This is a genomic window from Rhodoferax lithotrophicus, from assembly GCF_019973615.1.
GTDB classification, from domain to species: Bacteria; Pseudomonadota; Gammaproteobacteria; order Burkholderiales; family Burkholderiaceae_C; genus Rhodoferax; species Rhodoferax lithotrophicus.
The window spans coordinates 1,327,884-1,351,977 of the sequence record NZ_AP024238.1 but is presented as its reverse complement, the minus strand read 5'-3'; the positions used below and the strand labels follow the sequence as shown (position 1 = coordinate 1,351,977).

Below are 24,094 nucleotides of genomic sequence, written 5' to 3'. Positions count from 1 at the left end.
TATTCATCCATCTCCCTTGACAGGTATACCCCATGGATTCATCGCTACACCCGACCACCAGCAACCCCATGGTGCAGCTGTTTCATGCCAGCCTGGTGTGGCCGCTGCAGCTGGAACCACTGCTCTCGGCAGGGGTCAAGGCACGCCACTGGGAGGCCTTCGAGCGCAGCGAAGAAGCCCGTGACTGGCACCGGATTGACGACGAGTTCACCGCCGATGCCAGCCAGTTCGAGGAGCGGCATTACCGGGAATTTGTGTCTTTTTTGCCCTACGTGCAACGTTTTTTATATGGCGAAGGCCGCAGCGGGCAACAGCTTGTCGACAACACCCTCGGGAACTCGCCCATGCATGTGTTTCGACGCAAAAACATCACCGGTCTGCGGCTGACGCTGCGGCCAGGCCAGGTGCCGATTGAGTTGCATGTGGTGCACATTGACCTCTATTTCTTTGACGACCTGGACCTGATCCAGCTCAATGTGGAAATCAGCGCCAGTGGCTTGCCGCTGGACACCGTGCGCGACATTTTGTTCCGCTGTGGCCGGGCTTACCCCTCAGGCTGGGACGAAAGCGGCGACGGCCTGCACAATGTCCATCTGGCCGAGTGGCTCGGGGCCGATGGGCAGGTGGTGGCCCAGTCCGATGCCCAGCACCGGGAAAAATACCTCGGCTACGTCTGCCAGCATCGCAGCCCTTGTATCTCCGAGCACTGGGCCAGCTTGTTGCGTCCACTGACACTGGCCCACTCGCCCGAACCCGGCGACTTGCGCTACCGGCTGATTGAATACCACCGCATGCCGGTGATGGCGTTTCTGGCTCTGGAGCAGCCCCAGGTGTTGAGTTCTGAAGACTGGATCAGGATCGGTTTGGCCTCGCTGTTACACCCTGATGAACCGGTGCCCAGCAATGATCCGAGCATTGTCGAGTTTGAGCAGCGTTACTGCCAAGACCGGTTCTGGAGCCGCTCAGCCACCGGCCCCCACACCCGCTTCATCTGCACCGGCAACGCGCTGACGGTGGTCGGTGATGCCAGCTCGCCGTTTTTTACCGATGGGGAACGTGGTGTACTGGCGCAGTTCCGGCACCAGTATTTCCTGATCTTCCTGATTGCCCATATGCACCGTGCTGCGTTGCTGGTGTTCTCTGATGTGCTGGTCGGGGCGGTCAATGCGCTCAATATCCGTGACGATGCCTCGGTGCGCCAGTTCAAGCGCCGCATTCGCGCCAACTTTGAAACCTTTTTGCGCTTTAACCACCGCTACTGGTTTCACGAACTGTCTGAGCGTCCCCACGTGCAGGCGACCTTTCGCCTGTGCTCCCAGCATCTGCGCAACGATGCCTTGTACGACGAGGTGCGCGACGAAATCCGCGAGATGAGCCAGTACCTGGACAGCGACTCGCAGCGCCGTCAGTCCAACACCGTGGTGCGGCTCACGGTGATCACCATCCTGGGTCTGATTGCCACCGTGACCACCGGCTATTTCGGCATGAACATCATTGCTTTTGGCGACGGTACACCGATGCAGCGCCTGCTGCACGGCCTGATCGCCTCCACTGTCTGCGTCAGCCTGGTGTTGTATGCCATCTCGCGTTCCAAACGCCTGTCGGATTTTCTGGAAGCCTTGTCGGACGAACGTCTGTCCTTTACGGGCAAATTCCGCGCCTTCTGGAGGGCGCTGGGCTAACAGGCGACCAGACTTATGAATCATCTGCAGCCAATCAACCACAAGGGCCCCGCCGCCAGCACAGCAGCCCCGGCCCTGACCCACCGCCAGCTGGGCATGTTCCGCGCCATCATGCTGCACGGCAATCTGAGCCGCGCCGCTGAGGTGTGCGCCTCCAGCCAACCCACGCTGAGCCGCGAGCTGGCGCGGCTGGAGCAGTTGCTGGGCTTTGATCTGTTTGACCGGGTGCGTGGCCGCCTGCGCCCCACGGTACGGGCATTGGCGCTGATGCAGGAGGTGGAGCGCTCCTTTGTCGGCCTGGAGCAGATCGCCGCCCGCGCCCAGGAATTACGTCTGCAAGCCACCGGGCGCTTGCGGCTGGCCTGCCTGCCGGCGCTGGCGCATGCGCTGGTGCCGCAAGCCCTGGTGCACTTTGCAAAAGTCCTGCCACAGGCTTCGGTCAGCGTCCACCCGGAAGAATCGCCCTGGCTGGAGCAGGCCATGAGTGAGCAGCGTTTTGATCTGGGTTTGAGCGAAACCTCTGAAGCACCAGCCGGGGTCACGTTACAGCCCATCCTGCAGGTGAACGAAGTGGCGGTGCTGCCCGCCAACCACCCCCTGTGCCGCAAAACCGTACTGACCCCGCAAGACTTTGAGGGCGAACGTTTTGTCAGCCTGGCCGCCGGTGACAGCTACCGGGCGCAGATTGACCAGATGTTTGCCGCTGCCCAGGTCACGCGCCAGACCTGCCTGGAAACCGCCAGCGCGGTGGCGGTGTGCGCCCTGGTACGCCAGGGCTTGGGCCTGGCCATCGTCAACCCGCTGACCGCACTGGCCATGGCCGGGCCAGACTTGGTGGTGCGGCCCTTGAGTGTGGCGATTGCCTTCAAGGTGAGCCTGCTGCTGCCCGAAGTGGCCGCGCCGCACCCGCTGCAACCTGCGCTGGCGGCGGCAGTGATGGCAGCTGCGCGGGAACTGGATACGCTTCAATAACTATAGTTTTCATAGCTTTCTACGCTTTATTTACAAGCGCTACAGCCATAAAGCATGATGAATATCGATCTGCTTGATGTTGCAGGAGCGTCGGCTGGCGTGAACTGCGGTTTCCACCGCGCCTACCAAGGCTCTCCTTGTTTTGTGCCCTGCAGCGATAAACCAGAAAAACCCCGGCTTTGCCCCACCTTTTCCACGCACCACAAGAAATACATACGCGCACACTTTGCGTCAAGGCACTCCACCGAATGCCGATAAATCATGCAAGGAGTGATCACCATGCAAATGCAAACACATACCACGCCCCTACAGCCATGCCAGCTACCCGACGAAAGACTGGTGATGCTGGAAGAGGTGGACTTCAAATGGCTGATGGCTGGCCAGGGTTGGTGGATTGACACGGCCCGCCTGCACAGCGATCCGTCTTATGCCACGCACCTGCTGGATCTGGTCGAAGCCACCCAGTCCGTCGCGCTGAAAGATTGCGCCGCCTTACTACGGGCTCAGGTGGGTATTCGACACTGAACACCAGAAACTATCAATTAAATAGCTTCTTACGCTTGTAAATAAAGGGATAGAGGCCAATTTTTATCGCAAACTTAACTACAAATCCACCTGCTGCAAAGAGCCCGTCTGACCCGACTCGTACAGAAACACCCCGGTACTGCGCACCTGGCCCAGTGTCTGATTGCTGGAGGTCTTGACTGAAAACGGGCTGGCAACCCGCCCCAGGTACAGCGCACCCACACCACTTTGCGCCAGGGACTGAAGCTGATCATGCCCATTGGCATCCCGCTGCCAGACACGCAACTGGCTGTAGACCGCATCGCCCTCATCAATCCACTGGTTACCGTCCTGGTCGTACTGGGCTAGATCGGCAAAACCATCACCGCTGCGCGTGCCAAACAGCTCGGTGCCGTTGTTGATGCGGCCATCGGCATTTTTGTCCAGCGCCAGAAAGCCGCTGCCACCAGTGACAAAAGCTATGTTTTCAGTTTGACCATCCGCATTCAGGTCAAAGGTGAATGGGGTGTCGGAAAGCTCAACACCAGCTCCGTCAAAATTGATCACCAGCGGGTCTTGGCGCACCACATCACCGGCGCGCAAGGCCGTCGTGCTGGTCTGTACAAATGCGCGATGCATCTCCAGTTGCAGTGTGAAGTTGATCTGCTGGCCATCTGCGGTTTGCACCACACCCTGTGCACTCACCTGGGTAGTTTCGGACTCTGCCAGCGTAACACGGGTATCCAGCTCCACGCCCCAACCTGCAGGCGTGCGGGCAGGTGTGCTGGCCACGGATGCCGCTGGTACAGACAGGCTCGCAGGTGCCTCAATGTGGTTGGCTAGCTGTAGTTCACGCGAGTCAAATACCTTGACAGGTCGACCTGTGATGGCCTCCACCATGTCCATCAGCAGGCGCAGGCGCGGGTCGTTGCGCACGGTGTCGTTGGAGGACTCAACCGCGTCAACATCTGCAGCCACAGCGGATGCCACCTGAGCACGTGTACGCGCCATGGCCTGCGTCGACAGCGACACCCAGGCACTGGCCCCAAGGTTGGCCCCCTTCCGCGCGCCCTCAAAGTCAGGTCGTCGGTTGCCTACCCATGCACGCAAGGTGGATTGCTGGGAACGCAGCGACGCAATGGCGTGCTGGCTTTGCAGGGCAACGGTGGATTGAGTGATCTTCATCACTCGTTCATCGACAGAAATAGGCGGTAATTCAGGGTCTTTTTGGGCTTTATTTTTAAAAACATGGAAAACTTGAGGAACATCAAGCTGTGGTGACGTATGCTATTTTTATGATAGCTATCAGCGCAATATCTACAAGCACTAAAGGCTAATTATTTATAAAATATCCCTACCTGCAAGTCACCTATGATCAACGGCCCACGACTAACCATATACACTACGTATATTGCATTTGGGAGCGCACCATGACCACCACCGCCGCCGTTTTTATGTCAGGCAACAGCCAGGCTGTACGTTTGCCCAAGGAGTTTCAGCTCAAATGCAAGCGCGTCACCATCGAGCGCAGGGGTGACGAAATTGTGTTGCGTGAAGCGCCTCAAACCATGAAAGATTTTTTGGACAAGCTGCCCATCGTGGAAGACTGGCCAGACATCGCTGACGATGGCCCTGCCGAGCCCGTCGACGCCTGGTGATCCCCATGACAAGCACCACCGACCGCTACCTGCTAGACACCAACATCTGGAGCGCACTGATCCGGCGCTCCAGCGCAGGGTTGATCAAACGCTTTGAAGCGCTGGAGCGGGGGCGCATTACCCTGTCGCCCATCGTGCTGGGTGAATTGCAGCTCGGCTACTACAAAGGTGACCGCACACCCAAGCGGCTGGCGGTGATTGACACCATTCGTGCCCATTCAGAATTACTCACCATCACCAGCCACGTTTCTGACACCTATGCCCAGCTTCGCGCCCAACTCGAAGCCGCCGCCACTTCGATTGGCCCCAACGACACCTGGATCGCCGCCGAAGCCTTGCACCACAAACTGGTGCTGGTGACCAACAACACCCGGGAGTTTGAGCGGGTGGCGGGGTTACGGGTGGAGAACTGGATCACGCCATGAAACCCAACAACTTAGAGCCACCCGACGCAGAAGGTATCGCCCTCGCACGCTGGATCAAGTGGGTCAACTGGACACCGAAAATAGCTGCTGGCGTATTGTTTCTTCTTATTGTTGCCTACGGGATTCCCCATGCTGATTGACTTCTTTTACACCCTGCGCGCCGCCAAACTCCCGGTCTCGGTCAAGGAATTCCTGACCCTGCTCGAAGCTTTGAAACTCGGCGTGGTCGGCCCCAAAACGCCGCAGGCCGGTGACGGTGATGCAGCCTGCAGCGGCTACAAGATCGACGACTTTTACTTTTTGAGCCGTGCCACCCTGGTCAAGGACGAAAAACATTACGACAAGTTTGACCGGGCCTTTGCCGCCTACTTCAAAGGCGTGGAGATGGTGACCGATTTCACCAAGGACATTCCGCTGGACTGGCTCAAAAAAACACTCGAACTCAACTTAAGTCCCGAAGAAAAAGCGGCCATCGAAAAAATGGGCTGGGACGAGCTGATGGAGACTTTGAGGAAACGCCTCGAAGAGCAAAAGGAGCGCCACGAAGGCGGCAGCAAATGGATTGGCACGGGTGGCACATCGCCCTTTGGGCATGGCGGCTACAACCCGCAAGGCGTGCGTATTGGTGGCCCTGGTAAAAACAAAAGTGCCGTCAAAGTGTGGGAGCAGCGTGCCTACCGCGACTATGACGACACCCAAGAGCTCGGCACGCGCAACATCAAGGTGGCGCTGCGCCGCCTGCGAAAGTTTGCCCGAGAGGGCCATGTGGAAGAACTGGATCTGCCCGACACCATCCGCGCCACCGCCGCCAACGCCGGTTACTTGGACATCAAAATGGTGCCCGAGCGCCACAACAACGTCAAAGTGCTGCTGCTGATGGACGTGGGCGGCACCATGGACGAGCACATTGCCCGGGTGGAAGAACTGTTTTCCGCATCCAAGGCCGAGTTCAAGCACCTGGAGTTTTATTACTTCCACAACTGCGTGTACGACTTTGTCTGGAAGAACAACCGTCGCCGCTACGCCGAGAAATTCCCCACCTGGGACATCATCCGCAAGTACAACAAGGACTACAAGCTGATCTTCATTGGTGATGCCACCATGAGCCCCTATGAAATCCTGCAACCCGGCGGCAGCGTCGAATACAGCAACGAAGAAGCCGGGGCCGAATGGCTCGGGCGACTCACCAGCGCCTACCCGCACTTTGCCTGGATCAACCCCGAGCCGCAGGGTGTGTGGCAGTACCGCCAGAGCATCAGCATCGTGCAGCAGCTAATGAGTCAACACATGTTCCCGCTCACCCTCAAAGGGCTGGAAGAAGCCATGCGCCTGCTCAGCAAATGAATTTACCCACCAAACGGTTCTGGCTACTCTGCTTATGGCTTGTCACTTGGCCAGCCAGCTGGGCTGCGACCGATCAGCCCGCCACGCCCGCCGTTGGGTTTGACATCCGTATCGAGGCACCCACCGAGATGGCACAACTCCTCAGCCGCCACCTGGAGCTGCAACGCTACCGCGAGCTCACTGACCTGAGTGTCGAAGAACTGGATCGTTTGCAGGATGTGGCCAAAGACGATGCACGGCAATTGCTGGGCACACTGGGCTATTTTTCCCCCAGCATTCACATTGAGCGCCAGAACGATCCGTCGGGTCAGGCCCCTCCGGTGATTCACATCCAGGTTGACCCGGGTGAGCCTACACGCGTGTCACAAGTGCAGATCCATTTCACCGGAGTCATTGCCACGCAGGCGGATGCCGCACCCCAGCGCGAACAGATTCAGGACAAATGGACACTGCGCACGGGTGAACCCTTTACCCAAACCGCCTGGGACAACGCCAAACAGCAAGCCCTGCGCCAGCTCACCACGCAAAACTTCCCTGAGGGACGTATCAGCCAAGCCCTGGCCGACATCGACCCCGACTCACACCTGGCGCAACTCCACATCACACTGGACTCCGGTGCAGCCTACCGTACCGGCGCACTCGCCATTGAAGGTTTGCAGCGTTTTGATGCCGAACTGGTACAGCGATTTGCCCGCCTGACACCTGGCACACCGTACCGTCAACTGGATCTGGTTGCCGCCCAGCAACGTTTGTCAGACAGCGGCTACTTTGACTCGGTCTTTGTCATGATCGACACCAGCACCGCCCCGGAAGCCGCCACGGTGCGCATCAAACTGCGTGAGGCGCGACTGCAAAAACTGGTACTGGGGGTAGGTGCCAGCACCGACAGCGGGCCGCGCCTTTCTGTCGAGCACACCCACCACAAAGTACCCGGCATCGGCTGGCGCGCCGTCAGCAAACTTCAACTGGAGCGCAACAACAGTGCCATCGGCACCGAACTCACCGCCCCGCCGGATACCGACAACTGGCGCTGGGGCGCTTCTGTGCTGGTGCAAAACCAGCTGCTGGGCACGCTGGATGTCACCAGCCAGCAGCTGCGCGGTGGCCGCAAACAAAGCAGTGAACGCATCGACCGCAACATCTATGTGCAATACGACCGCGCCGAATCGGTCAGCACCGACACCACCGCGCCCGTGCTGGCCCAGTCCATCAGCGCCAACTACGCCTTTGCGGTGCGGTATTACGACAGCCTGCCCTTTCCCTCCAGCGGCTGGGGCTGGGGAGCCGAGCTGGGTGGAGGCTCCACGCTGGGCAACCAGCCACAGGCCTACACCCGCTGGCTGACCCGCTGGCAAGGTTTTTTGCGGCTGGGCCAACCCGGCAGCACCGCCGCCAGCTCGGCACGGCTGGCCATGCGCGCGGCGGCGGGGGCCATCGTCTCGCAAGAAAACATCAGCCTGCCCAGCACCCAACTGTTTTTGGCTGGTGGCGACAACAGCGTGCGCGGCTATGCCTTGCATGAGATTGGGGTCACGTTGGCTGATGGCAGCATCACCGCCGGCCGTTACCTGACCACGTGCAGCATCGAATGGCAGCAGCCCATTCGTATCAAGGGCCAGTTGAGTGATTGGGAAAGCACCGTGTTTGTGGATGCCGGTGCGGTGGCCAACCAACCCTCGGAACTTCGTACCAAGGTGGGTGTGGGCGTGGGGGCACGCTGGAAAAGCCCGGTAGGGCCGCTGCAAATTGACCTGGCGTATGGTGTGGATGTGCAGCGTTTTCGCCTGCACATGAACCTGGGTTTCACCTTCTGATGCGCGCTCTTTCTCTCAGCATGAAACTGCTGGCCACCAGTGCCGTCACCTTGCTGGCGCTCGTCGCCGGGCTGTGGCTATGGAGCAGCAGCACCAGCTCTCTGGCCAGCCTGCTGAACCAGCTCGGCTCCTGGCTACCAGCAGGCCAAACCCTTCAGGTCAAAGGGGTACAGGGCTCACTGCGCCATGGCGGGCAGATTGCCTGGCTGCGCTGGAGCCAGAACGGTCTGAGCGTTGAGGCCAAAGACATCCGCATCACCTGGACTTTGCCACCGCTGCTGCACAAAGAACTGCGGCTGAGTGACCTGAGCATGGCCGCCGTGACGATTGATGACCAGCGCCCCCGCAGTGGTACCGAGCCACGCACGCCGCTCACCGCCTTACACCTGCCGATACGTGTGGAACTGCCCTTCAACGTGGCCGTACTGTCGCTCACCGGGCGCACGGTACTGCAGGCCACGGCCCTCAGCGGAAAATATCAATTTGATAGCATCTCACACAAGCTAATCAAGCTCCAGGGGCATATTTCATCTGGAAGTTATCAGCTTGATGGTGAATTACAAGCCGCCGCCCCGATGGCACTGACACTGCACCTCAATGGACAGGTACAAACCAGCGTGCCAGCCAGTACCCAGATGCTGCGTATTGCCGCCAACGCCCAGCTCAACGGTCAACTCAGCGGATCCGATGCTTTGCTGGCACTCAAAGCCAGCCTGACACCCGAGCCCCAGGCCACGTCGGCCAAGTTCACAGCACCAGCCATGCAAGCCCAGCTGTCGGCCCGCCTGGCCCCCTGGCAAGAGCAGCCCTTGCTTGAAGCCCATGCCCAGTGGCAAGCCCTGAACCTGGCTGCCCTGTGGCCCCAGGCACCACAAACGGCACTCAACGGCCAAGCCAGCGTGAACCCTGTGGCACAGGGCTGGCAAGGCCAGCTTCAGCTGACCAACACCTCGCCAGGACCGTGGAACCAGCAGCACCTGCCGCTGAACACCCTTCAGGCCGAACTGAGCTACCAGCACAACCAGTGGGCACTGACATCGCTGCGTGCCAATGCGGCTGGCGGCAGCATCACTGGCGCGGGCAGTTTCGATACCGGGCGCTGGTCGGGCCACGCCAGCTTGGTCGGCATCAACCCCGCCACCATGGACACCCGTCTGGCCAGCAGCCCCCTGAATGGCACGCTGCAAGCCCAATCCTCCGGCAACTCCCTGGACTTCACGGCCCAGCTTCAGGCCGCCACCCAGCCGGCCACCAACACCCGACTCCAGACACAACAGGGCCCTTGGCCCGCCGTGCGGCTGCAAAACCTGCAAACCCAAGGCCAGTGGGCGGCTGGCACACTGACCCTGAACAGCCTGCACATGGCGGCCGAAGAGGCCCAACTGAGCGGCCAATTGAGCTACAACACACGCACCCAGTCTGGGCAAAGCCAGCTGAACCTGGCCCTGCCCGGCGTACAAGGCACGCTGAATGGCCAGATGGCCAGCCGCAGTGGTGAAGGTAACCTGACCCTGAACATGGCAGATGCCACATTGGCCTCTGACTGGCTCAGGCACTGGCTCCCTGCGTCTACGGCTTTGCAAGGCCTGCGCTTACAAGGCAATGCCAAGCTTCAGGCCCACTGGCAAGGCGGCTGGCAGCAGTTGGACCACACACTGAGCATCGATGCCAGCCTGCAATCCCCGCAGCTGGACTGGCATCACACAACAACCGGCACCGGCCCAACACCGCCAGACGGCCAGTTGCGCGAGCTCAGCCTCACCCTCGCAGGCACCCTGCCCGCCTTGGCGCTCACCACCCAAGGCCGGTTAGGCATAGGCCAGCGCCAATTTCACTGGCAAGCCCAGGCCCATGGTGGTCAACGCATGGCGGGGCACTGGCAAGGCAGCTTGAACACGCTCAAGTTCCAGGTACAAGACAGTGCCCACCCAGGGCTCTGGACACTCGCCTCGGCAGGCCAGGACAATCCGGCCATCACGCTGGACTGGCAAGACAACGGGGCCAACCAAAAACTCACGGTGGGTGGCAACACCGCCCAGCTCACCGGCCCCTTGCCTGGCAAAGCCCTGCTGAGCTGGCAAGATTTGCGCTGGTCGCAACAAAACGCGCAGCAGACCCCAGCGCATGCCTCATCGGCACGCCCAACCAAACCCCAAGCACAATGGCAAAGCCAGGGACAAATCAGCCAACTGCCCCTGGCCTGGCTGGATACCCTGAGTGGTAAAACCATGGCCGACCTGGGCCTCTCCAGCGACATCCTGCTGGCTGGCAGCTGGGATGCCCAGCACACCAGCAGCCTGAACTTCAGCGCCATGCTGGAGCGCAGCACCGGCGATTTACGCCTGAGCACCGATGCCCAACACCAGCAGCCCCTCCCCGCACACATGCAGGAAGCCCGGCTGAATGTCAACCTGGCGGGTGATCAACTCTCAGGCAGTTTGCGCTGGGACAGCACACGTGCGGGCAAGGCCCTGCTGGCGTTCAGTACCCAGCTGCAAACCCTTGACTCCGGCTGGCGCTGGCCAGCAGACGCACCGCTGGGCGGCAGTGTGCAAATGCAACTGCCACCGGTGGATGCCTGGTCGGTATTGGCACCACCGGGCTGGCGCATGCGTGGCACGCTGGATGCCAACGCCACCCTGACCGGCACCCGCCAACAGCCGCAATGGGCAGGCACCATCCAGGCGCAGAACCTGGCCGTGCGCTCGGTGGCTGATGGCATTGATTTCCAGCAAGGCAGCCTGCTGGCACGCCTGGAGGGGCAAAAGCTTCACCTGGAAGACTTCACCCTGCACGGTGCCGGGGGGGCTGCGGGCGGGCTGGTCAAGGTGACCGGTCTGGCGCTGTGGAAATCTGCCACCCAAGCGGGCACAAAGCTGGCGCAACAAATCGACATCACACTGCAAGCCGATGCCCAGGCCTTGCGCGTGAGCAGCCGTTCAGACCGGCTTGTCAGCGTGTCCGGCCAGCTGAACGCTCAGCTTCAAAACGCCAGCTTGCGCCTGCGTGGCAAGCTCACCGCAGACCAGGCACTGATCACCCTGCCCAGCGAATCTGCCCCCACCCTGAGTGATGATGTGGTGGTGCGGCCATCCGCCAGTCAGGCCGCTCAAGCGGCGCTTGGCAAAACTGGCGCCTCAGCGGCGGCAGCCAAACCCGTTGTACCTACATTCAGCCCCGACATTCAGGTCACGCTGGATTTGGGGAAAAACTTCCAGATGCGCGGGCGCGGGCTGATCACCCGCCTGGCCGGCCAGCTGGAATTACAAGCCATGGGCAACGCCAAGCCCAGCCTGGTGGGCAGTGTGCGCACGGTGCGCGGCACGTACCAAGCCTATGGACAACGTTTGGACATTGAGCAGGGTGTGCTGCGCTTTGTGGGCCCGGCCGATAACCCCGCGCTGGACATTCTGGCCATTCGGCCCAATCTCAGCCAGCGCGTCGGGGTACAGGTTCAGGGCACGGCACTGTCACCGGTGGTGCGTTTGTATGCCGAGCCTGATCTGCCAGAAGCCGAAAAACTCGCCTGGCTGGTGCTGGGTCGTTCAGCCAGTGGACGCGGGGGTGAAGCAGCCATGCTGCAGCAAGCCGCCGTGGCCCTGCTGGGCGGCAGCGGCCAGGGCCCCAGTGCCAGCCTGACACAAGCACTCGGCCTGGATGAGTTGAGTTTTCGGGGCAACAGCGGCGACACCGCCAGCGCAAGCGGAGTCACCTTAGGCAAACGCCTGAGCAATGATTTTTACGTGGCCTATGAAAGCGGCATGGCGGGCACCATGGGTGTCTTCACCATTTTTTACGACCTGTCCAGGCGGCTGACCTTACGCGCACAAACCGGTGAGCAAAGCGCTATTGATTTGATCTGGACGCAGCGCTACGACTAAATCCAAAGAACTTCGTTTGTCACAAAGGCTATGGTGTCGCCAACAGGAATCGAACCTGTATCTAAATCTTAGGAGGATCTTGTTCTATCCATTGAACTATGGCGACAAGCAGACAGAGCTTTCGATTCTACGATGAACGAACCCAATTTGACAGGTAAAGTAAGGCTTGCCTGCCCGCCCGTGATCAGGCATCTTAAAAAACGCAAATCTTGATGTATATCAATAATAGACTGAAGATGCGATACTGGTTGGCACAAGGGTAAAAGCCAGGCCGTTGTTTTGTTTCGGTTTTTTTGATCAACCCTTTGGACTGAGGTGAATGCAGGTCGCTTGAAGTAGTGAAAGCCAACAAAACCAGACCCATTGTTATCAGGTGGCGGCATGCTTTACGCATACTGCTGGCCGCGCTGTTGGCGGGTTTTGCATCGTTGAGTTGGGCGGGGGATCACATTGTTGAGCGCGCTTTCTTGGAAGACCCCAGTGGCAACCTGACACTGGCGCAAGCCCAGTTGCCAACTCAAGTCTGGACACCATTCAAACGAGGGTTGGGTAAAGGCTATACCACCTCGGCCATTTGGTTTAGGTTGCGCATTGATCCCGGCGCTGACCCGAACGTAGCGCCAAGCCAGCGCCCAAGGGAACACTTGGCCGGTACGGAGCAACTGATTTTGCGTATTCGCCCCGCTATGCTGGACGAAATTACGCTGTTTGACCCACTGGACCCCTCGGCGCAGCCACGTGTAAGCGGTGACCGCGCTCCTTGGCGCGCAGAGGAATACCATTCGCTCAACTTCAACTTCGTTATCCCCCGCGGCCACGTGCCGCGCACTCTTTGGCTGCGTTTAAAAACCACCAGTGCCAGTCTATTTTTTGTTGAAGCTTATGACCAAGGGGAACTGAACACCATTGATCGCCGCAACGAACTGGCCCACAGCGGGTTGCTGGCCTTTTTGATGATGTTTCTGATTTGGGGGTTGACGCACTGGGCGGTTGGCAGAGACCGGTTAGTGGGTGCCTATGTGGTTGAGCAAATGGTCGGCATTGGCCTCACCTTGGCCACAACGGGCTATTTGCATCTGTTCGGATCACACTGGATGGCCCCAGGTTGGGTCGATCAGATCACCAATTTTTTTATCCTGGCCTATGCCGCTGCAATGGTTTGGTTTGACTACCAACTGCTGCGCGACTATCGCCCACCCAAGTGGGGGCTGCGGCTGCTGCAACTGGCTTTGTGCCTGTTCCCGTGTCTGGTGCTGCTGCTCTGGTTGGGGGAGGTCTCACTCGCACTGCGTGTGAACAGTGCCATCTTTCTTTTGACTCCCCTGTTGGCACTGTGGTTGGTGCTGAAATTCAAACCTTCGACCGAAGACTTGGGTGACCCCGCACCAGTGGTGTCCAAATACGTGTTGGCTGCTGTGTTTGCGGTTTTTTCAGCCCTCTATTCAGTTCCGTCATTGGTGTCGCTGGGCATCATCAACAGGCCCAATTTTTTTATATTCATCGTCCAGCTGCATGGACTGTTCACCGGTATGGCGATGCTGGTGGTGTTGCAAGTCCGCGCGCACAGGATGGAGATGCGGCGTTTGAAAATTCTGGCCGACCTGTCCTTGGCCAGTCAGCAGGCCCAACAAGAACGCCAGCGGCGACTGGAACAAAGCCGGTTTATGACCATGCTTACACACGAATTAAAAACACCACTGTCCATCATTCGGCTGGTGCTGGGCTCCAAGTCACCCACACCCATGCTGTTGACCCATGCAAAAAGCGCGGTGTATGACATGAACAACGTGATTGAGCGTTGCCACCAGGCCGGGCAACTCGCCGACGGCCAATTCAAAGTGGAAAACACCGCGATTGATCTGCGCGATGAGCTGACCCAGTTGATCCGCAACTGCCCCCATCCTGAATGTGTTCACCTGAACATTCAGGCGGATGTGGTGCTACAGACAGATGCCAAACTGCTGCGCATTGTGCTGTCCAACCTGCTGGACAATGCCGTGAAATACAGCCAAGGCGGTAGCGTCATCGATATTTTGATAGCGCCTGACGCTATAAATACGGGCACCGGAGTCACTATTTCTGTCCAAAATGTCCCCGGGTCCGCAGGCTGGCCCGATGCCGCCAAGGTATTCCAAAAATACTACCGCAGCCCACACGCGCATCATCAAAGCGGCTCGGGCTTGGGCTTGTACCTGGTGCACAGCATGGCACAGTTGCTCGGTGGGGAGCTTTGTTATGCCCCTGATGAAACTTTTGTCCGTTTTCGCCTATGGCTACCGCTTTGAACATCATCGTCGTGGAAGACCACGACACCTTGCGCGAAGTAACTGTAGCGCTGCTCGCAGAACAAGGTCACAAGATCATCGGACTGGCCTGCGCCGAAGCACTTGACGACGAGGCAGGTGGCCGCGTGGCAGACATCTACCTGCTGGACCTGAACCTGCCCGGTGAAAACGGCATCAGTCTGGCCCGACGCATTCGCCATGCCCAGCCGAACGTCGGCATCATCATGGTGACCGCACGTAACCTGTCGCAAGACATCGTCAGCGGTTACGCCAATGGTGCCGACATCTACCTGACCAAACCGCTAGAGCATGACGAGTTGCTGGCGGCAGTGCAAGCACTGGCACGACGTGTTAAACCGGGTCAGACGCAAGCGTCTGAAAATTCACTGACGCTTGATGTGCAGCGTTTGCTTCTCAGTGGGCCAAAGGCATCCATTCATGTGACCGATGTGGATGCCACCTTGCTCAGTGCGCTGGTGCGTGCCGCAGGCCAGCGGCTGGCGTATTGGCAACTGTACGAGGCGCTGGGCCAACAGGCCACCGAGGCCCATAAGGCCAGCCTGGAGGTGCGGATGGTGCGGCTGCGCAAGAAAATCACCCAAGCCACAGGAGATAGTGCTGCGCTCAAAGCTGTACGGGGTCATGGCTACCAACTCTGCACCAACTTGCAATTGAAATAAAACCATAGGGCCTCTTTGGGGGTGGTATGGCAACCGTGTCCTATTGGGGACAACTCTGACCGAGAAAGCTTGAAGCACTGTAGGGATTGGTAGGAAAACAATCCAGACTATCGCTAAAAAGAGCTTCATCAACCTATAACTGTGGAGGGGCATGAATGAAAACTCACTCAATGGCAGAGCTTAATCCGAAGGCGGTCAAGCCCCACCCAGTCATCAGACTGTTTGCGCACCAGGCGCTTGGGCAAACATCTTCACAAATGGGTCGAGGCGAAGTAACCCTGTCCAGCCAAAACTGCGCCATCAGCACGCAGGCACCCGGTTGGTTTCAGCGGTTGAAACACCATCTGCTGAAATTCAAACATAGATCGGCCCGCTCACACGCTTTGGAGGATGAAAATCCTTCCACATTCGAGCCTTTTGCCGAGTTGTTTTTGCTGGTGATGAATGACAACCACATTCACCCCTTGATCCGCATTTGGTATGCACGGCTACAGTGGCCAGTGATCCAGCTGGCCTCGGCTGATCCCGTTGGTTTTCAACAGGAAAACCACCCAGCACGCAAGCTGATCGTTACTCTTGGCGAGTACGCACAGGGCAAAGGTGTGATGGAGCTACCTTGTGGCGCACTCGAACAAGTCTTAAAGCAGCTGGTTTTAAACATTGAAGACGCTTCCGTGATCAGCCAAGCGGTGTTTGAGGAGGCCTACCAAGCGTTTGACGAATTTTTGCTGGCGAGTCGAAAAAAATCCCCTCTTGTCAATTGTTCGACTTGTCTACAGGAACAACAGCAGGCCTTGACCATACAGTATCGGAAAGCCATTCTGAGCACACTCATGACGGTGCCAGTTCAAGATGCCACGTGTGAATTTTTAACCCATGTATGGACAGAGATTCTGGCGACCCATGCTGCCCAAAAGGGGCTCCAACATCCAGATACCCTGACACTCAAACACTTGGCCTTTGAGCTGATTCAAGTGAGCACCGATCTGACGATTTTGAGTGAGCGGAAAAAAGCCATGGGAAAAGTCCCTCAACTGGTGCAACAACTACGCCGTGGCATGGCCTGGATGGGGATTACCCCAGAGGAGCAAAACCTGCACATCCAAAACATTGGCCGCAACCTGTCAGACGCATTCATGGCCGAGCAAGCAACATCAACACCAGCCTCCTCCAAATATGAACTGGCAGACCGTCACCCTGACTGCCCGCCAAACTTCGTCCCCAAAATAAACCGCCCGGTGGTTGATGGCCTGCTTGTCAGTGATGAAGACACGGACTTTGACTGGTACCTGTGGGAATGTGCCCTGGCTGAACAAGCCTCAGGCCAACCGCCCCCCAGACAGGGATTAACCGACATTTTTACCACCCCATCGTTTGAAGACACCACCACTGATTTGCCTAACTTCTGGGGAGGCTACCCCGGTGACTCCCTTTGATATTTGCGCCAAGCTTGCCAGTCACCTTCACGCATAGTGCCCCATTCATTCCATTGCGCATTGTCAATTGATGCCATTCACGATGAACAGAACCTTCTGAGCAAGATCTCTCGACTTATCCAGCAACTCAAGGTTGGTGAAAAGCGCGCCACCGAACAGTCAATCAGCGTGGAGATTCCTATGCTTGGTCTCACGCCCATAGCGCAAGGCAGGCGATGTACCCACAGTGATACATCATGCTGCCGTTGCCAGGCGCCAACCCAACAGGATATCGATCATGAAATTTCGCTTTAACTTGAAACTGATGATGGGCGGCCTTCTGCTGGCGGGCCTCGCGGCCTGCGGCGGTGGCGGCGGTGACAGTGGCAGTGCCGATAGCGGCACATTGCGACTGGCACTCACCGACGCGCCAACGTGTGGCTATGATGCCGTCAACGTCACAATCCAGAAGATTCGTGTCCACCAGAGCAGCAGCGCCAGCGACACCGACAACGGTTGGTCCGAAGTTGTCCTGAACCCTGCCCGGCGCGTCAATCTGCTCACATTGACCAATGGCGTGTTGAACGAACTGGGGCAAACTCCCCTGCCCACAGGCAAGTACACACAGCTCAGACTTGTTCTTGCTGACAATGATGCCATCCATCCCATGGCCAATTCCGTGATGCCGTCAGGTGGAGTTGAAATGGCACTCAAGACACCGAGCGGCCAGCAATCCGGTGTCAAGGCCAATATCAACATCGACATCACCGCCAACAAAATGGCCGATTTTGTGCTCGACTTCGATGTTTGCAAATCGGTGGTCACGGCCGGGAACTCGGGGCAATACCTGCTTAAACCCGTGATCACGGTAATTCCACGCTACGTGTCCGGCGTGTCAGGATTCGTGGATGCAACACTGGTCAATGGCACCACCAGCGTGTCTTTGCAACAAGGCGGAATGGTGATCAAAGCTACCGCTCCGGGCATCAACGGCCAATTTTTACTCCAGCCTGTTGCACCTGGCAGCTACACGCTTGTACTAACGGCACCGGGGCGTACCACGGCAGTTGTCTCAGGTGTGGTGGTGGCGACTGACACAGTGACACCTATCAATGTCTTCGGCACAGCCCTCAATCCACCGGCTTCTGCCGTGGGAACCGTTAACGGCATTGCCCCAATAGAGACCCTGGTTCGCGTATTGCAGCCGCTAACGATGGGCACCACCGTGGAAATTACCGGCAGGTTTGTGGACAGCACCACGGGTTTTTACAGCTATCCCATGGTCGTGAATGCCCCGCTGGTGGCACCCTATGTGGCGGCACCTGGCTTGCTGGTGTTTTCAGCTGACACCGCTGCGGCAGGTAACTACACACTCAGTGCCAGTTTGTCGGGATTCCCGGACAAAGCAACCATGCTCAACACATTGACTTCCGGCGGGACGATCACGACGAACCTGACATTTCCTTAATACAAGACATGGTGAATCGCGGATGTGCCGCTTGATGTGATCAACGCTCCACAGCCGACCTTTCGCTGTCTATCTCACGGTGCATCTCAAGCGTTCAGACCCAGCAGGCAGACGGCGCAGCCATGGGTCTGAACGCCATAGTCATCTTGATCCATACCCACCAGCCAAGCGCGTTTGGCAGCTCAGGTGTTTGGATGCCAACATCGCACTTTCCCCACGTTTTTGTGCTAACAGTCAAAAATCCAAAAGTGTTTTCGCTTCAAATACGATAGCTATTTATGCAAGTAAATCAGGTGCTACAGCCCGATTTGATCTAATTCTTCCAACTCCTGCACCGTAAATACCCTTGAGCGCGTGTGAAACGCCTTGCCCTCTGGTCCTTCCAATGAAAACGTGCACCAGTATGGCCAAACATGACCAAGTGTCCATGAATCAGTTCATTGCCTCCGTCGTGGCAGAAAAGGTGTCTGCCCTGGCAACGGAGCAGTACCTCAACGAGCGGGCCGCACGCGCATCGGCCGACAAATTCAAGGCGGCACTGGCCCAGGTGCCAGACATTGACGCGGCGGCCTTTGACCAGCGCCTTCCTGCAACCCAATAAAAAGCCGCCATTCGCTATCTATTGAATAGTGTCTTGCGCATATCTATTGAGGGCTACAGCCCTATTTGGCATGTTTTTTATGCTTTACCACCGGTTCTGTCACTACACCGCCAAGCTCAAACCGCGTTCAGGCTACGGATGCACTCCGTAAATTCAGGTGACCAAAACGCCTTGGCCCAATGGCTTACCCGTACCGATTTGCGCAGGCCTGCCTGCCAAAAAGGATCGGCTTGGTAGAAGGACTCCGCCTCGGCCTTGCTCCCGGCGTTGAGTATCCAGATGCCACCATGGGGTGCGCCATCTTCCGAATCCCGCAACGCGCCCGAGGCAATGACCCGGCCAGGGTGTGCGGCCAGGAAGGCCAGATGGGCGGGCATGTGTTGTGCGCGTTCCGGCAGGCGCTCGGGGTGGTCGGCGTAGATGTCTTCAAACTGGACGATGAACAGCATGGGGGAGGATGATCGAAGGGAGTGGTTTGTCAATGACGAATCACGTTGCAGTTGTTTAGGGGCGAAACGCGGGTGTGTGGTGTAAGCAGTCAGTGTCAGCTGTCAGTTGGATGGCGAATTGATGCCATGGACAATATGCCAACCGTTTACCAATAACTCCCAAGACGAAAGGTAAGTTCATTGATGATTGCTTCAATAGTTGTTCTATCGGTGGGCTTGATTCTTATAACTATTTTTTGGGATGTAAGAAGAAGGCAGCGGCAAATTAAAACATTAACGGTTGCTGCACCACGAAATGACGGAAGAAATAGGTTATTCGCGATTTTTGTTGCTGTGTTTTGTGCTGTGTTGGGGATATGGTGGGTTATTGCTCCACCTGAACCTCCGTTTGGTGCCAAGGGCTTGTTGCTTCATCTGGCGTATTTACTGATAGGGAAGTACGGCCCTTCGTTGATGGCTTTTTTCCTTGGTGCGGTTTGTCTGGTCTTTTCAAGGAAATCACCATCTGGCGATAAAAAGACGAGTGAGTGACAGTGCTTGCGCACTGAATCGCTGTGTGAGATTTTCCGTTGAGCGGATATGGGTGAAAACAATTTAGCTACAAATTAAATAGCTGCTTGCGCAGGTAAATCAAGCACTACAGCCCAATTTGATCAAGTTCTGCCATCTCCCCCGTCGTCAACACCCGCGACCGCGTATGAAACGCTTTCCCCGTTGACCCCTCCAGTGAAAACGTGCCACCCGTGCCTTCGATCACGTCGATGATCAACTGGGTGTGCTTCCAGGTTTCATACTGCGCACGGCCGATGTAAAACGGGCAGCCGCCGATGTCACCCAGATACACGTCGCCGGGGCCGATGGTGATCTCGCCGGGTAGCAAGCAGTTGGCGGCGCTGTTGTCGCAGCAGCCGCCGGACTGGTGGAACATCAGTTGCGGGCCGTGTTGGGCCTGCAACTGCGCCACCAGTGCCAAAGCCGCCGGGGTAGCGACGACTCTGTCCACCATCAGAAGAAGCCCAGCTTTTGCTCGCTGTAGCTCACCAGCAGGTTTTTGGTTTGCTGGTAGTGGTCCAGCATGACCTTGTGGGTTTCACGGCCGATGCCGGATTCTTTGTAGCCGCCGAAAGCCGCGTGCGCCGGGTAGGCGTGGTAGCAGTTGGTCCAGACCCGGCCGGCCTTGATGGCGCGGCCCATGCGGTAGGCCACGTTACCGTTGCGGCTCCACACGCCAGCACCCAGGCCGTAGAGCGTGTCGTTGGCAATTTCCAGCGCTTCGGCTTCGTCCTTGAAGGTGGTCACGGCCAGCACCGGGCCGAAGATTTCTTCCTGGAAGATGCGCATTTTGTTGTGGCCCTTGAACAGCGTGGGCTGCACGTAGTAGCCGTTCGCCAAATCACCGTCCAGATGGGCTTGTGCGCCGCCAATCAACACTTGTGCACCTTCTTGCTTGCCCAGCTCCAGGTACGACAGGATTTTGGTCAGTTGCTCTTTGGAAGCCTGTGCGCCGATCATGGTGCTGGAGTCCAGCGGGTTGCCCTGGATGATGGCGGCCACCCGTTTCAGCACCCGTTCCATGAAGCCGTCGTAAATGCTTTCCTGGATCAGCGCGCGGCTCGGGCAGGTGCAGACTTCGCCCTGGTTGAAGGCAAACAACACCAGGCCTTCGATGGCTTTGTCCAGAAAACCGTCGTCCTTGTCCATGATGTCGGCAAAGAAGATGTTGGGGCTTTTGCCACCCAGCTCCAGCGTGGCCGGAATCAGGTTGTTGGCGGCGGCCTGGGCAATCACCCGGCCGGTGGTGGTGGAGCCGGTGAAGGCGATTTTGGCAATACGTTTGCTTTGCGCCAGTGGCATACCGGCTTCACGGCCAAAGCCGTTGACGATGTTGAGCACGCCGGGGGGCAGCAGGTCGGCAATCAGCTCGGCCAGAATCAGAATGCTGATGGGGGTGGACTCTGCGGGTTTCAGCACCACGCAGTTGCCTGCGCCAATGGCCGGGGCCAGTTTCCAGGCCGCCATCAGGATGGGGAAGTTCCACGGAATGATCTGGCCGACCACGCCCAGGGGTTCCTGAATGTGGTAGGCCACGGTGTTCTCGTCGATGTTGCTCAAGGCCCCTTCTTGCGAGCGCACGCAACCGGCAAAGTAACGGAAATGGTCGACGGTGAGGGGAATGTCCGCTGCCATGGTTTCGCGGATCGGTTTGCCGTTGTCCACCGTCTCGGCGTAGGCCAGCAGTTCCAGGTTGGCTTCGATGCGGTCGGCAATTTTCAGAAGAATGTTGGCGCGGCTGGCGGCATCGGTTTTGCCCCAGGCATCGGCGGCGGCGTGGGCGGCATCCAGGGCCAGGTCGATGTCTTCGGCGGTGGAGCGGGCGGCCTGGGTGTAAACCTTGCCGGTGGTGGGGGTCAGCACATCAAAGTACTGGCCTTTGACGGGGGCCACAAACTGGCCGCCAATAAAGTTGTTGTACTGGGCCTTGAAGGCAATTTTGGCATCGGCTTGGCCGGGTGCTGCGTAGATCATGCTGTCTCCTGATTGTTTGAAAAATCCAATGAAATTCCCTTGCGGGCATTCTTGATAGTCAAGTCGCGTGCCAGCTTCCACGCTGCGGTAAAGCATGTTGATTTCAAAGCATTTTTTATTTTTCAGGTGTCCGGCTGGGTGTGTTCGGGCTGCTCAGGCCTGTGACAGGTGTCGCAATTTGTGACAACAGCAGGGGACGGGTACTATGCACACGCTTTCATATCGCCAGGGATCGTTTTGACCTCTACCATGGCGCCATACAAAAAGGTGGTCTTTGAGCCGCCAGCTTAGGAGACATATGCGTACCCCTCCCACCGCCTTGGCATTACGCCAGGCCCGACAACGTTTGCTAGAACATGGTGACTGCCCCAGCGAGGGTATTGATGTGCACGTGGCACGCTCGTGGCGGCGCAGCCTGGCGGCCGGGCTGTTGCCGGGTGGCCGCTTGATGGACACCGAACATGCCAACGCCGCAGAGTTAAAGCGCCTGATGGCCAGCCAGCATGAGTTGCTGGTGCATTCGCGCCCGGTCATGGACGTGCTGTTTGCGCAGGTGCAAGGCAGCCAGAGCATGGTGATTCTGGCCGATGCCCGCGGCACGCTGATGCACACGCTGGGCCAGGCTGACTTTTTGCAGCGTGCGCAGCAGGTGGCGCTGTCGTGCGGAGCCTCCTGGCACGAGCAGCACCGCGGCACCAATGCCATTGGCACCGCACTGGCGGAGGGCTGCGAGATCAACATTCATGGCGGTGAGCATTTCCTGGAGCGCAACGAGTTTTTGACCTGCACCGCCGCGCCCATCATGTCGGCCACCGGCAAGCTGCTGGGTGTGCTGGACATTTCGGGCGACCACCGGGCCGGGCATCCGCACACCCATGGTCTGGTCAGCATGGCCGCCCGGTTGATTGAAAACCGGCTCATCACCGCCACCGCTGCGCCCTATATCCGGCTGCATCTGCACACCCAGCGTGAAGGCATTGGCACGGTGGCTGAAGGCATTGTGCTGCTGTCCGGTGATGGCTGGGTGGTGGGGGGCAACCGGGCTGGTATGGACTGGATGAGACTGGCCCCGGCGGACATCGGTTCGGCCCAGATCAATACGCTGCTGGATGTACCACTGAACACCTTGCTGGCCCAGCACTACCATCGCCCCACCGAACCGGTGCGGGTGCAGCGCTTGAATGGCGAGACGCTGTTTGTGCTGATTCAGCCCCAGCAAGGCACGCTGTCCGGGCGCACCCCTGTGCTTGCCAACCCGCAGCCTCAGGCCAACCCAACGCCACCACCAACCCCTGCCGGAGATGCCCTGGCACAGCTGGACACCGGGGATGTGCGCTGGCGCAGTGCGGCGGACAAGGCCCGGCGCGTGGCAGGCAAGCCAATTCCGCTGCTGATTCAGGGCGAATCCGGCGTGGGCAAAGAGCTGTTTGCCCGCGCCGTACACGACAGCGGGCCACGCCGGGCCAAGCCGTTTGTGGCCATCAATTGCGCCGCTGTGCCCGAGAACCTGATCGAAGCCGAGCTGTTTGGCTATGCACCGGGCGCGTTTACCGGTGCACGGCGCGACGGCAGCCCGGGCCGGGTGCGTGAAGCCCAGGGTGGCACGCTGTTTCTGGATGAAATTGGCGACATGCCGCTGGCCATGCAGGCCCGGCTGTTGAGGGTGTTGCAAGAGCGCCAGGTCAGCCCGCTGGGCGGCGGGCCGTCGGTGGCGGTGGACTTTGCGCTGATCTGCGCCACCCACTGCAAACTGCGTGAAGCCGCCGAGCAGGGGCGTTTTCGCAGCGACTTGTATTACCGCATCAATGGTCTGACGGTACAGCTGCCACCCTTGCGTGAGCGCACTGATTTTGCGGTGCTCACCAAACGCTTGATCAACGATCTGAACCCCGCTCGCCAGGTGGGCATGGCACCCGAGTTGCTGGAGCGCCTGCGCCAACACCCCTGGCCCGGCAATTTGCGCCAATACGCCAATGTGCTGCGCACCGCCAGCGCCATGCTGGATACGGATGAGACGTGTATTGACTGGGTCCATTTACCAGACGATGTTCAGGACGATTTATCTGCTCAAGCCCATACAAATCAAGCGCAAGATGCTATCAAAAGTGAAACCATTCAAGCTGCGTCATCAGCCCTTAACCTGCAGGAACTTGCACACGATGCCATGCGCCAAGCCATTCACAGCAGCCGCGGCAACATGTCACAAGCGGCACGCCAACTCGGCATCAGCCGCCAAACGCTGTACCGCAAGCTCAATACCTAAGGGGTTTTTTGCTACTTTAATGATAGCTTCTTGCGCAAGTATAACAAGCGTTATAGGCCAATTTGGCTCAAAAATCCAGACGCAAAGTGTAACTTTTATTGAAAGTTGGACCAAGAACGAACCGGAG

At 58.3% G+C, this 24,094-nt stretch carries 20 protein-coding genes and 1 tRNA gene; 16 read left to right on the top strand and 5 right to left on the bottom strand.

Annotated elements, in window-relative coordinates; genetic code table 11:
* Window positions 1-32 precede the first annotated feature (32 nt).
* The 3 genes from LDN84_RS06270 (at window position 33) to LDN84_RS06260 (ending at window position 3,179) form a co-directional block, all read left to right on the top strand.
* Complete coding sequence (locus LDN84_RS06270) at window positions 33-1,682, top strand: CorA family divalent cation transporter (RefSeq protein ID WP_223909942.1); 1,650 nt, start codon at window positions 33-35, stop codon at window positions 1,680-1,682.
* Between the two features lie 15 nt (window positions 1,683-1,697).
* The gene (locus LDN84_RS06265) at window positions 1,698-2,654 is read left to right on the top strand and encodes a LysR family transcriptional regulator (protein ID WP_223909937.1); all 957 of its coding nucleotides are present in this window, start codon (window positions 1,698-1,700) and stop codon (window positions 2,652-2,654) included.
* Between the two features lie 279 nt (window positions 2,655-2,933).
* Entirely contained in the window at window positions 2,934-3,179 is a 246-nt protein-coding gene (locus LDN84_RS06260) for a hypothetical protein (RefSeq protein WP_223909934.1), read from the top strand.
* Window positions 3,180-3,257: 78 nt separating this feature from the next.
* Here the strand turns inward: LDN84_RS06260 and LDN84_RS06255 are convergent, their stop codons facing one another.
* Window positions 3,258-4,343, bottom strand: a complete 1,086-nt coding sequence (locus LDN84_RS06255) for an SPM autocatalytic domain-containing protein (RefSeq protein WP_223909932.1) — start codon at window positions 4,341-4,343, stop codon at window positions 3,258-3,260.
* 245 nt (window positions 4,344-4,588) lie between these two features.
* Between LDN84_RS06255 and LDN84_RS06250 the strand changes: the two genes are divergently transcribed.
* Genes LDN84_RS06250 through LDN84_RS06225 form a run of 6 tightly spaced genes read left to right on the top strand, consistent with a single transcriptional unit; the run spans window position 4,589 to window position 12,280 of the window.
* Window positions 4,589-4,816 (top strand): antitoxin, encoded by a 228-nt coding sequence (locus LDN84_RS06250; protein ID WP_223909929.1) that lies wholly within the window; start codon window positions 4,589-4,591, stop codon window positions 4,814-4,816.
* Window positions 4,817-4,821: 5 nt separating this feature from the next.
* Entirely contained in the window at window positions 4,822-5,241 is a 420-nt protein-coding gene (locus tag LDN84_RS06245) for a PIN domain-containing protein (RefSeq protein ID WP_223909926.1), read from the top strand.
* On the top strand, window positions 5,238-5,381 hold the full coding sequence (locus tag LDN84_RS06240) for a hypothetical protein (protein WP_223909923.1): 144 nt from the start codon (window positions 5,238-5,240) through the stop codon (window positions 5,379-5,381). Before LDN84_RS06245 ends, LDN84_RS06240 begins: the two co-directional genes overlap by 4 nt.
* Window positions 5,371-6,585, top strand: coding sequence for a vWA domain-containing protein (locus LDN84_RS06235; protein ID WP_223909919.1), 1,215 nt, complete (start codon window positions 5,371-5,373; stop codon window positions 6,583-6,585). The genes LDN84_RS06240 and LDN84_RS06235 overlap by 11 nt, the downstream gene beginning before the upstream one ends.
* A complete protein-coding gene (locus tag LDN84_RS06230; RefSeq protein ID WP_223909915.1) occupies window positions 6,582-8,399 on the top strand; it encodes an autotransporter assembly complex protein TamA in 1,818 nt (605 codons plus the stop codon). The genes LDN84_RS06235 and LDN84_RS06230 overlap by 4 nt, the downstream gene beginning before the upstream one ends.
* The gene (locus LDN84_RS06225) at window positions 8,399-12,280 is read left to right on the top strand and encodes a translocation/assembly module TamB domain-containing protein (protein ID WP_223909912.1); all 3,882 of its coding nucleotides are present in this window, start codon (window positions 8,399-8,401) and stop codon (window positions 12,278-12,280) included. The genes LDN84_RS06230 and LDN84_RS06225 overlap by 1 nt, the downstream gene beginning before the upstream one ends.
* 31 nt (window positions 12,281-12,311) lie before the next feature.
* On the opposite strand, the gene LDN84_RS06220 is transcribed toward LDN84_RS06225, so the two are convergent.
* Window positions 12,312-12,386: transfer RNA gene (locus tag LDN84_RS06220), tRNA-Arg, on the bottom strand.
* 361 nt (window positions 12,387-12,747) lie between these two features.
* On the opposite strand from LDN84_RS06220, the gene LDN84_RS06215 reads away from it, so the two are divergent.
* From LDN84_RS06215 to LDN84_RS06195, 5 genes are all read left to right on the top strand, one after another.
* Complete coding sequence (locus LDN84_RS06215) at window positions 12,748-14,565, top strand: sensor histidine kinase (RefSeq protein ID WP_255610487.1); 1,818 nt, start codon at window positions 12,748-12,750, stop codon at window positions 14,563-14,565.
* Window positions 14,550-15,245 (top strand): response regulator transcription factor, encoded by a 696-nt coding sequence (locus LDN84_RS06210; RefSeq protein WP_223909906.1) that lies wholly within the window; start codon window positions 14,550-14,552, stop codon window positions 15,243-15,245. The genes LDN84_RS06215 and LDN84_RS06210 overlap by 16 nt, the downstream gene beginning before the upstream one ends.
* Window positions 15,246-15,400: 155 nt before the next feature.
* The gene (locus tag LDN84_RS06205) at window positions 15,401-16,681 is read left to right on the top strand and encodes a DUF1631 family protein (RefSeq protein ID WP_223909903.1); all 1,281 of its coding nucleotides are present in this window, start codon (window positions 15,401-15,403) and stop codon (window positions 16,679-16,681) included.
* Window positions 16,682-16,958: 277 nt separating this feature from the next.
* Entirely contained in the window at window positions 16,959-18,128 is a 1,170-nt protein-coding gene (locus tag LDN84_RS06200) for a DUF4382 domain-containing protein (protein WP_223909900.1), read from the top strand.
* 427 nt (window positions 18,129-18,555) lie between these two features.
* Entirely contained in the window at window positions 18,556-18,729 is a 174-nt protein-coding gene (locus LDN84_RS06195; protein WP_223909898.1) for a hypothetical protein, read from the top strand.
* A 116-nt stretch (window positions 18,730-18,845) separates the two neighbouring features.
* On the opposite strand, the gene LDN84_RS06190 is transcribed toward LDN84_RS06195, so the two are convergent.
* Window positions 18,846-19,178, bottom strand: coding sequence for a YciI family protein (locus tag LDN84_RS06190; RefSeq protein WP_223909896.1), 333 nt, complete (start codon window positions 19,176-19,178; stop codon window positions 18,846-18,848).
* A 180-nt stretch (window positions 19,179-19,358) separates the two neighbouring features.
* Between LDN84_RS06190 and LDN84_RS06185 the strand changes: the two genes are divergently transcribed.
* Window positions 19,359-19,709 (top strand): hypothetical protein, encoded by a 351-nt coding sequence (locus LDN84_RS06185; protein WP_223909895.1) that lies wholly within the window; start codon window positions 19,359-19,361, stop codon window positions 19,707-19,709.
* A 106-nt stretch (window positions 19,710-19,815) separates the two neighbouring features.
* Here the strand turns inward: LDN84_RS06185 and LDN84_RS06180 are convergent, their stop codons facing one another.
* Together LDN84_RS06180 and exaC are read right to left on the bottom strand one after the other, a co-directional pair.
* Window positions 19,816-20,184: a DUF779 domain-containing protein gene (locus LDN84_RS06180; protein ID WP_223909893.1), complete on the bottom strand. Its 369-nt coding sequence runs from the start codon at window positions 20,182-20,184 to the stop codon at window positions 19,816-19,818.
* A complete protein-coding gene (gene exaC / locus LDN84_RS06175) occupies window positions 20,184-21,704 on the bottom strand; it encodes an acetaldehyde dehydrogenase ExaC (protein ID WP_223909891.1) in 1,521 nt (506 codons plus the stop codon). The genes LDN84_RS06180 and exaC overlap by 1 nt, the downstream gene beginning before the upstream one ends.
* 298 nt (window positions 21,705-22,002) lie before the next feature.
* Here exaC and LDN84_RS06170 point away from each other — a divergent pair, with 298 nt between their 5' ends.
* The gene (locus LDN84_RS06170) at window positions 22,003-23,967 is read left to right on the top strand and encodes a sigma-54-dependent Fis family transcriptional regulator (RefSeq protein WP_223909888.1); all 1,965 of its coding nucleotides are present in this window, start codon (window positions 22,003-22,005) and stop codon (window positions 23,965-23,967) included.
* Window positions 23,968-24,094: the final 127 nt, after the last annotated feature.